13 protein-coding genes are annotated in these 13,386 nt (G+C 39.1%); 4 read left to right on the forward strand and 9 right to left on the reverse strand.

Annotation, left to right across the window (positions count from 1 at the left end):
• Positions 1-103 precede the first annotated feature (103 nt).
• Complete coding sequence (locus AC6BKE_RS21620; protein ID WP_036119916.1) at positions 104-847, reverse strand: tetratricopeptide repeat protein; 744 nt, start codon at positions 845-847, stop codon at positions 104-106.
• 87 nt (positions 848-934) lie between these two features.
• Positions 935-2,653, reverse strand: a complete 1,719-nt coding sequence (locus AC6BKE_RS21625) for a methyl-accepting chemotaxis protein (RefSeq protein WP_499858008.1) — start codon at positions 2,651-2,653, stop codon at positions 935-937.
• 202 nt (positions 2,654-2,855) lie between these two features.
• Between AC6BKE_RS21625 and AC6BKE_RS21630 the strand changes: the two genes are divergently transcribed.
• The 3 genes from AC6BKE_RS21630 (at position 2,856) to nspC (ending at position 5,813) form a co-directional block, all read left to right on the forward strand.
• Entirely contained in the window at positions 2,856-3,062 is a 207-nt protein-coding gene (locus AC6BKE_RS21630) for a hypothetical protein (protein WP_036119912.1), read from the forward strand.
• Between the two features lie 385 nt (positions 3,063-3,447).
• The gene (locus tag AC6BKE_RS21635; protein ID WP_036119909.1) at positions 3,448-4,677 is read left to right on the forward strand and encodes a saccharopine dehydrogenase family protein; all 1,230 of its coding nucleotides are present in this window, start codon (positions 3,448-3,450) and stop codon (positions 4,675-4,677) included.
• Positions 4,674-5,813 (forward strand): carboxynorspermidine decarboxylase, encoded by a 1,140-nt coding sequence (gene nspC, locus AC6BKE_RS21640; RefSeq protein ID WP_499858011.1) that lies wholly within the window; start codon positions 4,674-4,676, stop codon positions 5,811-5,813. Before AC6BKE_RS21635 ends, nspC begins: the two co-directional genes overlap by 4 nt.
• 331 nt (positions 5,814-6,144) lie before the next feature.
• Here nspC and AC6BKE_RS21645 read toward each other — a convergent pair whose 3' ends face one another.
• The 5 genes from AC6BKE_RS21645 to mce form a co-directional block, all read right to left on the reverse strand.
• Positions 6,145-6,633, reverse strand: a complete 489-nt coding sequence (locus AC6BKE_RS21645; RefSeq protein ID WP_036119903.1) for a chemotaxis protein CheW — start codon at positions 6,631-6,633, stop codon at positions 6,145-6,147.
• 25 nt (positions 6,634-6,658) lie between these two features.
• Positions 6,659-7,774: a M20/M25/M40 family metallo-hydrolase gene (locus tag AC6BKE_RS21650; protein ID WP_036119901.1), complete on the reverse strand. Its 1,116-nt coding sequence runs from the start codon at positions 7,772-7,774 to the stop codon at positions 6,659-6,661.
• Between the two features lie 690 nt (positions 7,775-8,464).
• A complete protein-coding gene (locus AC6BKE_RS21655) occupies positions 8,465-9,418 on the reverse strand; it encodes a hypothetical protein (RefSeq protein ID WP_499858013.1) in 954 nt (317 codons plus the stop codon).
• Positions 9,419-9,525: 107 nt separating this feature from the next.
• On the reverse strand, positions 9,526-11,073 hold the full coding sequence (locus AC6BKE_RS21660) for an acyl-CoA carboxylase subunit beta (RefSeq protein ID WP_036122848.1): 1,548 nt from the start codon (positions 11,071-11,073) through the stop codon (positions 9,526-9,528).
• A gap of 5 nt (positions 11,074-11,078) precedes the next feature.
• Positions 11,079-11,492 (reverse strand): methylmalonyl-CoA epimerase, encoded by a 414-nt coding sequence (mce, locus tag AC6BKE_RS21665; RefSeq protein ID WP_141903613.1) that lies wholly within the window; start codon positions 11,490-11,492, stop codon positions 11,079-11,081.
• Between the two features lie 125 nt (positions 11,493-11,617).
• On the opposite strand from mce, the gene prli42 reads away from it, so the two are divergent.
• Positions 11,618-11,713, forward strand: a complete 96-nt coding sequence (gene prli42, locus AC6BKE_RS21670) for a stressosome-associated protein Prli42 (protein WP_155273190.1) — start codon at positions 11,618-11,620, stop codon at positions 11,711-11,713.
• A gap of 22 nt (positions 11,714-11,735) precedes the next feature.
• Here prli42 and AC6BKE_RS21675 read toward each other — a convergent pair whose 3' ends face one another.
• Positions 11,736-12,713 carry an aromatic acid exporter family protein gene (locus AC6BKE_RS21675; protein ID WP_340812705.1) on the reverse strand — a complete coding sequence of 326 codons (978 nt, stop codon included), beginning with the start codon at positions 12,711-12,713 and terminating at the stop codon, positions 11,736-11,738.
• A 184-nt stretch (positions 12,714-12,897) separates the two neighbouring features.
• Positions 12,898-13,338 carry a BrxA/BrxB family bacilliredoxin gene (locus AC6BKE_RS21680; RefSeq protein WP_036122837.1) on the reverse strand — a complete coding sequence of 147 codons (441 nt, stop codon included), beginning with the start codon at positions 13,336-13,338 and terminating at the stop codon, positions 12,898-12,900.
• Between the last annotated feature and the right edge of the window lie 48 nt (positions 13,339-13,386).

Raw genomic sequence — 13,386 nt, forward strand, 5'->3', positions numbered from 1 at the left:
CATGTAATCGATAAGCTTCATACGTCCGTTTATCTTTTTATGATAGCATAAATATACTTAAAATCAAATAATTATTAATACTTTGCTAGACAGTTTTTAATCGTTATAGCATTTGCTTTTTCCATTGTGTTAACAGATCACGTGACTTTACAAGATCCATTTTCAATGCAACTTGCTTAGCGCTACACCGTTTTTCAGCTTTGTTCCACGCCTCTTCTAAGGCAGGTAAATAGCTTAAATTTTTCGTCGCTGCTACTAGCTGTAAAAAAATATTGCCTTGAATATAGTGCCAACGTGGATTCATCCCATCTAGTAGAATAGCTTCTTCAATTAATCGTAATGCCAGATAGGGGCTGCCCTCCTGACGATTCAAAAACTGGGCAAAAGCTCCCCAATAGAGCGCCTTATTGGGCTGCAATTTGATTGCCTCTGCATACTGTGCTGTTGCCTTGTCTCGTTCTTCAGCAAGAACAAAGTATTCCGCCATTGTATAATAAGCATTCGCCTGTGCTTCAATAGACCCTGCTAATAATTCATCGATTACTTTTCCAAATTGCTCATCATCCTGACTCCCAATATAAGCCGTGAGAACATCTCGTTCTGGATAAGAACCATCTGTGCGTTCTACACTTTGTTTCACCTTTTCATCAGTGGGGTGAGGCATACTCGCATACCCGTTCGCCTCTAGCATGGCCACATGCTGTTGGATGAATTGATAGGCCTCCTCTTCAACCACTGCATGATTCATTATTATTCTTTTAGCCAGTTGATAGCTTTCCTTTACCTGTCCACTCAAAAATAAGTCATTAACTTGTTGAACTTGCTCATCCAGTTGTTTTACCACCATTTAAATCCTCCACTTCACAAAAGACAAATCTTATAGCTAGTGTACCATCTTCGCAATAGAAGCAAAAGACAACTTGTCCTAATCTTTCTACAATTCTTTTAATTTAAACGCTTTTACATGCTGTTTAAGTGTATGAGCCATATGATTTGTTTCATTAGAACCTTGTGCTACCTCATCAATACTTGCTGTTGTTTGCTGTGCTGCTACCGTAATCATATTCATCGTTTCTTCTATATCTCTAATGGATTCTGTTAATTGTTGAATCATTTGAACAATACGAGCTGATTTTTCATTTTCAGCGGTCATAGCATGAGAAAGCATAATCATTTCTTCTACCGTTGTGGCTACTGCTGTGGAAATATTGCCTAAAGATTGCGCGGTTAAACGCACTGTCTCTGTGCCTTTTTCGATATATTGCGTATTATCATTCGTAGATGTCATCACTTGCTGAACATGTTTCATAATGTCTTGAATTAGCTGTTCGACTTGTAAAACCTCTTGATTGGACTGCTCGGCAAGCTTGCGTACTTCCTCAGCAACAATGGCAAAACCCTTCCCATGCTCCCCTGCTCTAGCCGCCTCGATGGAAGCATTCAAAGCTAGTAAATTCGTTTGGGAGGCTATAGTAGCAATAGAGGTAGTAATCGTTTGTATTTTGGTTGCTGATGTGACCAAGTTTTCGACTGTTTGTCGAACTTCACCTGAACCGTTATGAATCAATGCCATATCATTACTTATATCCTTTGCTAGTCGCTCACCCTCTGTTGCTAATTTCATCGTTTGTCGAGCATTCTCAGCACTGTCATTGGCATTGTGCTGTATCATTTGAAGGTCCTCTGCTAAAGATGTCAGAACATCTGTCGCATTTTCAGCATGATGCATCCCTTCCGTCACAGCACTTGTGACCTCTTCGATATTGTTCGCAACACCTTGAATCGTATTACTCATATCGTGCAACGTGGAAGCGGTTTCATCTGAGTTATTAGCTAAAGTATTAGAAGTGGAGCGCATCGTCATAATCATATTTTGCAAATTAGCGGTCATTCGATTTAAGGTATTTGCTAAATCCTCTACTTCATCCTTACTATGAATTTTTGTTTCAGGTACAGCTAAATTCCCATTCGCAATTTCTTTAGCCTGCTGAATTAGCACACTAATCGGTTTCACTTTTCGACGAATTAAAAAGCCTGTAATGATCGAAGCAATAAGCATAGGGAAAATACTTATTAAGATACCATTTCGCACGACATCCCACGTTCGTTCTTTTACGATATTGGCATCAAAATCGATGACACTAATTGCAATGATTTCTTTACTAGAATCATGGTCTTTAAAAATAGGTGCATAGCCTGATAAGCGATCCATACCAGCAAAATTATAGGGCTGTGAGTATGTTGGATGCTTATGTGTCAGCAACATATCAATGGCTTCTTTATCTAAATAAAATGAATCGCCAGGTGCGAGACCTTCCTCAGCTAAATGTTCATCCAGCGCTAATAATGTGCCATCGAGTGCTAAAATATATTGCGTTTGAAAAATGTCCTTATGGCCCGTTGTCCAGTTTAAATCATGTCCAATACGCGCCTGTGCATCTTGATCGCCCTGAATGGCCTTGTCCATTAATGCTGGATCAATTAAACCTGTTGTGATATTGGCACAGCCATAGGCCTCCACGCCAGCAGCATCATATAGTTTATTGTAAGCAGTTATGTATGTAGCGAACGACGTAATCCCTAGCATCACCACTAAAATACCAGCAATAATCGTCCCAAGTTGAAAAGTTAATGAATTGCGTAATTTCACCATTCATCCTCTCCCCTTTCTAATAATCATCTATGAATATTCCCTATTATTCCTCAATCATACTACAAAAAGATGTATTTAAAAAGCATCTTTAATATTACTAATATAATAAAAGCGATGGATAAAAGTTCTGAATTATGCGATAATTGAAGCGAACTCTCTTCATCATGGAGCATTACCTTATCATCTAATAGGAGGGCTTGCTATGAATAAACGCTTTCATTTTATATCGCTTGTTACAGGAAATTTGTTAACGATAGGAGCTATTTTTATTTATGCTATGCAAAGTCAAGTGCATGTAGCCCTCAGTACGTATGCTCTTGTGATGGGGTTTTTAAGTACATTACTTGTGGTTTTCTTTTATATATGGGGAGAAGAAAAACAACAGATACCCAATCGCTTTTTGAAATAATTAGCATAAAATTAGCCTGTTTTGACACACTAAAACGATTGAAAGCAGTTGATTTTATTATGCTGTACATCCCTTTTTACCTTATAGGGTGAAAGGGATTTTTTATGTACAGCTCAAAAGGATAAAGCACATGAAATTCTATGATGAGAGGCTAGATTAGTTTGAACAACTTCATCTAACAAAATCTACAAATGAGCTCAATAAATTAGTTTTTTTCATACACAATTAGCTACTTTCTCGAGGTATTCCCCTCTGATTACGTCTAATTATTGTAGTAAAATAAAAATTTTTGTAGAAATTTTTAAAACAATGATTGAGTAGTATATCAATTTTCTGTATAATCAGCTTGTTTGACAATACTTTATATGAACTTGGGGGTAGACAATTGGGTAAAGCATTGATTATCGGAGCTGGCGGAGTTGCCAGTGTTGTGGTACACAAGTGTGTTCAAAATTCGGACGTATTTGAGGAAATTTGTATCGCAAGTAGAACTGTTTCAAAATGTGACGCTCTAAAAGAAAAACTAGACGGCGGAAAAACAAAAATTCATACTGCACAGGTAGACGCGGATAATACAGAAGAGGTTATTGAGCTTATTAAAGCTTTCGGACCGGATGTTGTGATTAACGTGGCATTACCTTATCAGGACTTAACGATTATGGATGCTTGCTTAGCGACAGGTGTGCACTATGTGGATACTGCAAACTACGAGCCACCTGAAACGGCAAAATTTGAATATAAATGGCAATGGGCTTATAAAGAGAAGTTTGAAAAAGCTGGCTTAACTGCATTACTTGGTAGCGGTTTTGATCCAGGTGTAACAGGCGTTTTCACAGCTCATGCTCAAAAACATGAATTTGATGAAATTCACTATATTGATATCGTGGATGCGAATGCGGGAGATCATGGCTACCATTTCGCAACAAACTTCAACCCAGAAATTAACATTCGTGAAATTACAGCGAATGGTCGTTACTGGAAAGAAGGCAAGTGGGTTGAAACAGCACCACTTGAGAAAAAAGAAGTGTATAACCTTCCAGAAATCGGACCAAAAGATATTTATCTTCTATACCATGAAGAGCTTGAATCACTTGCAAAAAATATCAAAGGTTTAAAACAAATCCGCTTCTGGATGACGTTCTCTGAAAAATACTTAACACACTTAAAAGTATTAGAAAACGTTGGTATGACATCTATTGAACCAATCGAATTTGAAGGTCAAATGATTCAACCAATCCACTTCCTTAAAGCGGTATTGCCAGATCCAGCTTCTCTTGGACCACGTACAAAAGGTAAAACAAATATCGGTTGTATCATCCGCGGTCTAAAAGATGGGCAAGAAAAAACGTATTATGTCTACAACGTATGTGACCATGAAGAGTGCTATAACGAGGTGGGTTCTCAAGCGATTTCTTACACAACAGGTGTACCAGCTATGATCGGTGCTATGCTTGTGATGAATGGCGAATGGCGTAAACCAGGTGTTTGGAATGTAGAAGACTTCAATCCAGATCCATTCATGGATGCACTAAATAAATGGGGTCTACCATGGCAAGAAAGTCATAACCCAGAATTACTTGACCTTGATTTAGATGCAAAGGAATTAAGCCGATGAAACCAATTGATTTTTCAAAAGTTCCATCCCCTTCTTATGTAGTGGATGAGCGATTATTAACAAAAAATCTTGAGCTTTTAAAATCAATTCAAGATCGTACAGGCTGCCGCATTTTACTAGCCCTAAAAGGCTTTTCCATGCATTCAACATTCCCATTAGTTGGGGAATATTTAGCAGGTATTACTGCTAGCTCCTTGCATGAAGCACGTCTAGGCTATGAAAAAATGGGCAAGGAAGTACACGTCTATGCTCCTGCTTATATTGAGCATGAAATGGACGAGCTTCTAGGCTATGTGGATCACATCGTGTTTAACTCATTTAACCAATGGGCTCAGTTCAAAGAGAAAGTAAAATCTGCTGGAAAAACAATTGAATGTGGTATTCGTGTGAATCCTGAGTACTCTGAAATTGAAACAGCACTTTACGATCCTTGCTACACGAACTCTCGCCTTGGTACAACTTTGGCTAACTTCGATAAATCACAGCTTGACGGCATTGATGGCTTACATTTCCATGCGATGTGTGAACAAAATTCCGACACGTTAGAACGTATTATTGAAGTAGTAGAAGAAAAATTTGGTGATGTGTTACATCAAATGAAATGGTTAAACTTCGGTGGTGGCCACCATATTACGCGTGCAGATTATGATGTCGAAAAACTTGTTAACATCATTAACTATATTCAAGAAAAATACAACCTGCTTGTTTACTTAGAACCAGGCGAAGCGGTAGCACTTAATACAGGCTATTTAGTCGCTACAGTACTTGATATTCAAAAAAATGGCATGGACCTTGCTATTTTAGATACGTCAGCAACATGTCATATGCCTGATGTACTTGAAATGCCGTACCGTCCAATGATTATCGGTTCTGGTCAAGCAAATGAATTCGCGCATACGTATCGCTTAGGCGGACTTACATGTCTTGCTGGTGATGTAATTGGTGATTATTCATTTGATCAACCATTAAAACCAGGCGATCGTCTTGTCTTTACAGATATGGCTCATTATTCTATGGTTAAAAACCATATGTTTAATGGTGTCAACTTACCTTCTATCGTTTCTTATAACGATGAAGAAGGCAGTAAAGTCATTCGTAAATTTAAATTTGAAGACTACAGTGGTCGACTGTCTTAATAACAAACGAAAAGCCCTTCCCAGTTTGCTGGAAGGGCTTTTTATTATGACCATATTGTCAACCTATGAAAAAAGACGATGTCCATAAACATTTGGTGAGACGAGAGGTTGATAGCCGTTCCGCCATGTTGCAAAGGTGTCTTTTCTTTATCTTATGCCTTTATTTAAATGTGAAGGGATTAGTCACAACAAGGCTACTTGAGTCCCGTGGAATAGCTAGCCCCTAGGTTTTGCTCTGTGCGAAAGCAATGCGTCAGCGACAAGCCTTTTCGCCGTACACAAAATCCTAGTGATTGTGTTGTTTTTTCAACACTAAGAAAACTTAGAGTGCCTATGCCTCCACGTTTTCTTTTTCATTTTCAAGCATTTTGTGTAAATAATCGATAATCTCACGAATGCCATCTAATGAATTGACCAATATTTTTGGATCGACATAAGTAATCATACGGTTCTCAAGATTAGCTACAGCCGTAAAGTAGCGTGTTTTACTGTAATTAACAAGGCCCAATTGTTGAAGTACTGAATCATCAAAATCAAGAATTTCTCGAGCTTCTGTCACCAGTAATCCATAATTAACCACGTCTGTATTTAAAACAATTATACGAGCAGTTGCTGTATTAGATGAGCGGTTGTACAATATTCGTTCAAAATCAAGAACAGGTACAAGCTCACCACGAATTCTTGTAAAGCCTAAAAGATAATTAGGTAAATGAGGGATAGGTGTTACATGCTCTAATTTTTCAATTGAAATTGCTTGCTCCACAGGCACTGCGTATTCCTCTGTCCCACAAGCAAAAACGACTGCTTTGACACTTTCCATGCGGTCACATCCTTCTATTTGACTGTTAGTTTTTCGCCGATTCTTTGACGATTTCTACAAGTAAATCTGCTAATTTTTCTAATTCTTCTACTGGTATTTTTTCATTTGTTGTATGAATGTCTTCATAGCCAACTGATAGATTAACGGTAGGAATGCCAAAGCCTGCAATCACATTCGCATCCGAGCCGCCACCTGAAATACCTAATGTTGGTGTACGATCAATATTGCGTGCAGCTGCGATGGCTACTTGAACTACTTTATCTGTTTCTGTTACACGGAATCCTGGATACATCAGCTTCACTCCTACTTCAGCACGTGCGCCTAGTGAAGCCGAAACTTGCTCAAAAGTTTCCTTCATATGCTTTGTTTGTGCATCTAATTTAGCTTGGTCAATAGAGCGCGCTTCTGCTAAAATTGTCACTTCATCACAAACAATATTCGTCGCTTGTCCACCCTCAAAACGTCCAATATTTGCAGTCGTTTCTTCATCTAAACGACCTAGCTTCATTTGAGCGATACATTTTGATGCCACTGTAATAGCGGAAATACCCTTTTCAGGAGCCACCCCTGCATGTGCCGTTTTGCCAATAATCTTCGCAAAAATTTTCGCTTGGAATGGTGCTGCAGTCACGATGCCTCCCACTTTCCCATCACTGTCTACTGCAAAGCCATATTTCGCCTTAATCATGGTTGGATCTAGCTCTTTTGCTCCAACAAGCCCACTTTCTTCACCAGCCGTAATAATAAATTCAATATCTCCATGTGCAATATTTTGCTCTTTTAAACATTTTACCATCTCTAAAAGTGCTGCTAGACCAGCCTTATCGTCAGCACCTAAAATCGTCGTGCCATCTGATACGATATAACCATCTTCACGTAGAGAAGGTTTAATACCTTTCCCTGGAACAACTGTATCCATATGAGACGTAAAGTAAATTGGCTCCACATCTAATGTGCCTTTTAATGTAGCAATAATATTACCTGCTCCATGTCCATTACGCGTATGAGCATCGTCTTGGATAACTGTAAAACCAAGTGCAGTTAATTTTTCTACAAGAATTGGTGCAATTACTTGTTCATGTTTTGTTTCTGAATCAATTTGAACGAGCTCAAAAAACTCTTCTACTAAACGACTTGTCATGTTGTAAAACTCCCTTAGTTTACGTGTTTTGCCACGTTATAGTATATGTACTATTTTAGCACAAGGTCAGAAGAGTTGAAATCATTGAACAATCCTACCAAACTAAAAAGTCTGAGAAAAATTCTCAGACTTTCCCATATTGTTGAAAAAAGGTGATGCCAATAGCAGAAAAAGAACCTTTAGCAAGGCGAGGGGTTGATTTCCGTTCCGCCAGCGTCCTTTCCAGGGGGCGTCCGTTGAGCCGCTTCACTCACTGCGTTTCGCTCCAGAGTCTCACCTATGACGCTAAATCCCCTAGGAGTGACGCTGGCGCCACTCCAATCAACCATGTGCAAAAGTGTCTTTTCCTTAGCCCATTATTTGTCTTATTAGAGAAAGGATAGGTTCCTATTTTCAATGTGGAGAAGTGATGTGTGACAACACCCCTCCATAAAGAGTAGTGAATACCTTCTCTTTAATTGAAAACCTTTACTAATAAAAAAATATTTTTATAGATTGGAGTGGAGGGCTACTTGACTCCCGTGGGATAGCGAGACAGGCGAGCCTCTAAACGGAGCGGTAGCGAAGGAAGCGGCCTGGTACTCGCTCACAGGAAAGCAAGCAGCCTGCAACGGAAATCCACTTTCATCTTTCACAAAAGTTCTGTGGTAGTTTTATTTTCCAAAACTATGAAAAATTCTCAGACTTTCCTTAGGCATTGACAATAGCCTCTTTTTCTTTTTCTATAGCTTGTAGGTAGTTATTTGCTTTATTTTGTTTATCCTGTAAGCGCCAAATGGTATTATGTACATCGTCCTGAACCCGTGAAACTTGTTCTCTTGCTGTTGAAATTTTAGAATGGACAGACCATGCAGAAAAAATATCATCAAAGAAGTAGTCAGCAAACTTCACAAACCCATCTGTTTCTACATGCAGCGATTTCGTTGACATCTCATGAACATCCAATAATTCATTATGAAAACGTTGCAACGCGATTTGAGCCCGATGTAAATAGTTTTCTGACTGATCGAGTGCATCATGCTTTAAGTGAGTGGCAATCAGCCCGCCACCAAAGAAAGTATCCCAGGAGGAATAGCCACTAGCCGAATGAAGAGAGGCTGCTGCTTGCCCTAGCTTTGTTAGAGCTACTTCCCCCGCTTCCTCAGCCTCTTGAATTTCTGTTATGAGTTGCTTTGTTACCATTTCCTCATGTGCTAAATGCTCTAGCTTCTTTGCCTGAGCAACATCATGAAGCTGTAAGTACTTTTTCTTTTTCGCATAGATTTGTTGAAGTTCTTGTTGTAACGCCATTTCATCAAATTGAGCTAGCTTATTGGTTACTTGAACACTATCTTCTGTTAAATCCGCTTGCATTTTCTTCGCTTCACTAATCTTTAATTCAAGAACTGCTGCTTTATCAATTTTTTCAGCGCGTAGTTCATCTTGTTGTCCAGTCCACGTACGAATCATATTCATAAATGAGAAGCCATCCAATTTATCAAGTTTTGATCGAATTTGGTTGAGGGCTGTCGTATGTTTGTCTATTTCCTGTTGTGTATAGTGAATCTGCTTATGCAATAATTCGCTTTGCTCGTTTAATCTTAATGCCTTTCTTAGTTGTGCATGAATCTTTTCTTGCTCTGTTTGCAATTGCTTCCATTCCATTCATCTCAACTCCTCTTACTATATCAGTACGGATGGCAAGAAAAAATGTTTCACTTTTTAGCAATGAAAAACCTAGCAACTCATTAGCTACTAGGCTTGTACTCATTTTATAGAGGAATATTCCCGTGCTTTTTCTCAGGACGTGTTTCGTGTTTATTTGAAAGCATATCCAGTCCTTGAATCAGCTTCATACGTGTATCTCGTGGATCGATTACATCGTCTACCATGCCGCGAGATGCTGCCACATACGGGTTGGCGAATTTTTCTTTATATTCTTCAATTTTTGCTGCACGTGTTGCTTCTGGGTCATCTGATTTCGCAATTTCACGGGCAAAGATGATGTTCGCTGCGCCAGCAGCACCCATAACAGCAATTTCAGCATTTGGCCATGCAAATACAAGGTCAGCACCGATTGATTTAGAGTTTAAAGCAACGTAAGCGCCTCCATAAGCTTTACGTAAAATCACTGTAATTTTTGGTACTGTAGCTTCTGAATACGCATAAAGAATCTTTGCACCGTGTCGAATAATACCGCCATGCTCTTGTTTAACGCCTGGGAAGAAGCCAGATACGTCTTCAAATGTGATAATTGGGATATTGTACGCATCACAAGTACGGATGAAACGAGCTGCTTTATCAGAAGAATCAATATCTAATCCACCAGCAAGTACTTTTGGTTGGTTACAAACAAGCCCTACTGATTCACCAGCAATACGTGCAAAACCAACTACTACGTTCTTCGCAAACTCTGCATGTACTTCCATGAATGAACCTTCATCCACTACCTGCTCAACTACTTTGCGAACATCATATGGACGTGTTGTTTCGATTGGCACTGTATCCACGATTTCTGGACGGTAGTCATCCCCTTCAGGTCGAGCTTGTCGAGGTGCCTTTTCTTTATTGTTTTGTGGTAAATAGCTTAATAGTTTTTTAATTTCTTCAATTGCCTCTTCTTCAGATGGCGCACGGAAATGAGCATTCCCACTTACCGCATTATTTACTTTTGAACCACCTAAATCTTCAGCAGAGATTTTCTCACCTGTTACAGTTTCGATGACTTTAGGTCCTGTTATGAACATTTGAGATGTTTTATCCACCATTAAGATAAAGTCTGTGATAGCTGGCGAATAAACCGCTCCACCAGCACAAGGTCCCATAATAACAGAAATTTGCGGAATCACGCCTGAATAAATCGCATTGCGGTAGAAAATATGACCGTAGCCATCTAGAGACAGAACACCTTCTTGGATACGTGCACCACCTGAATCATTAATACCGATAAATGGTGTACCGTTTTTAGCAGCTAGATCCATCACTGTCGCCATTTTTTTGGCATGCATTTCACCAAGCGCCCCACCAAACACTGTGAAATCTTGGGAGAATAAGTATACTGGACGTCCGTTAATTTTACCGAAACCAGTAACTACACCATCACCAGGGCCTTCCATTTTATCCATCCCAAAGTCTACTGTACGGTGAGTAATAAATGGGTTGATTTCGAAAAATGTCCCTTCATCTAGTAGCAAATCAATACGCTCACGAGCTGTTAATTTCCCTTTTTCATGCTGTTTTTCGATGCGCTCATAGCCACCACCAAGTTCAATTACAGTCTTACGGTCATACAAGTCATTGATTTTGTCGAACATATCCATAATGATCACTTATCCCCTTTTCCACTTTTATCACATAATTCATATAACACCCCGAATGAGGATTTAGGATGCATAAATGCAACCTCTGCACCTCCAGCACCAGGTCCTGGCTCTTCCGATAATAGACGTACACCCTTTTCACGAAGCTCTGCCATACGCTCACGAATTCCTGTTACACCGAAGGCAACATGGTGAATTCCCTCTCCACGTTTTTCAATAAATCCATAAATGGCACTTTTATCACTCATTGGTTCTAATAGCTCTAATTTCACGTTACCTGCGTCGATAAATGCCACACGAACCTGTTGAGATTCTACTTCTTCTACTTTCATCAACTTTAAGCCTAAAGTTTCTGTATAATATGTAATGCGTTCATCAAGATCGCGCACTGCAATCCCAATATGGTCTACTTTCTCCATGGTGACATCTCCTTCTGTTATGGTACATACTCTATTTTACAGATTTTTTTGTCAAAACTCTACTACTTGAGAAATTTTTCAGATTTGCTAAACTATTTATAAGAAAAGAAGGAGCGAACGAGCATATGAGTAATAAAAAATTTCAAAAAATCGTTGTTTATAGCATGATCGCGATTATGCTAATCTCATCTCTAGCATTCGGATTATCCATGTTAGTTTAAGGCAAAGCCCGAGGCGTCCACGTTACTGTGGGCGCTCTTTTTTAGCCTTTAAGCCCTTAAATGACTGCTTTATTTCTAAATACCTGTCCATCTCCTCGATAAACTGATAGAGAGCGGCTTGAGCGATAAATTGTTCATGGTTTTGCGGTAAAGGCAGCTGAGAAAAATCACGTTTTACATATTCTAATTTTTCTCGATAATGACTTGCCGTATTCCCCGAATGAACATGCTCACCGAGGTCTTGTAAAAAATCTGCCACAATTTCAGCCTCTTGTACTATAACAGGTAGTGTCGTCACTTTTGGCAATACTCGTTCGATAATTTCTAGCTGCTGCTCACGCATATCAAAATACACATAGTAATCATTTTTTAGTCTCATAAAATGGTTTTCAACATCTTTAAACGCCAATGATTTTGCCTCTTCTAGCGTTCGGATTGCTTCAATGATTTCATGTCCATTCCATAGCGTGTCTCCTTGACGTAAATAGGTGGCAATTTCTAAAAAAATCTTGCTGTATAGCTCCTCAATTTTAACTCTGTAGTAATTTAATTCCTTTTGTATGTCTGGCATATACATATTAATGGCAATCCCTGTGCCATAACCGATTGCCATCAACGCTAATTCATTATAAACAAGTGCTAATGAAAAACCTTCAGCAGCATAAATATGCATTATAATTACAACACTAGAAATAAATCCATCTGCTACCTTTAATGATACAATGGTTGGAATGAATAACAGGAGCATGCCTGCTAATGTAAGCGGATGATAAGTAAAAAATTCAAAGCTTACAAAGGCAAAAAGCATTGCCACAATACTCGCGACCAATCGTGTATAAGCTGCATGAATAGATTTTTTTTTCGTTGGCTGCACACATAATATGGTTAGAATACCAGCAGATGCATACGAGGCTAAATCAAAATACTGAGCAATGGCAATAGCGATGGCCGCACCAATTGCTGTTTTTAAAGTTCGATAGCCGATTGAAAATTTCTTCAGGCCGACTGCCTCCTATCGTTTAGTACTCTTCACTCTTTTAGCTAATTATTTAGCCAATATTACAAAAATTTTAGTAATAATGAAACTATCTATACATGATGATAGTAGGAAGCCTACATAGATTCTGTGATCTATGAGGCTTTTCTACTTCATTTGAATTCATTTTTGTTATGCAAGAATAGAATTAAAGCTCATCACAATATTCTTCAAAGTTTGCTTGTAAGTTGGTCACAACGGACATTGGGTCATGCCCTTCAATTTCATAGCGACCAACTTCTGCAACTACTTGTCCATCTTTTAATAGAACGAAAGATGGTGAAGAAGGTAGGTGATCTTCTCCAAAATGATAACGTGCCGCTGCAGTCGCTTCTTTATCTTGCCCTGCAAACACTGTAACTAAATGATCGGGACGTTTATCGTAATGAACACATTGTGCCGCTGCTGGACGAGCGATACCGCCCGCACAACCACATACTGAGTTCACCATTACTAATGTTGTACCTGGGCGAGTAAACGCCTCTTCAACAGCTTCTGGTGTTTGTAGTTGTTCGTAACCCGCTGCCTCAATTTCAGCACGTGCTGTTTTTAAAATTTCCTGCATAAATAAATCGTAATCCATATTCATATAGCGATAGCTCCTTTCAAGTTCGCGTCCATTCAGCATGATTGCCTA

The sequence above is a fragment of the Lysinibacillus sp. COL-1 genome (genome assembly GCF_059814265.1).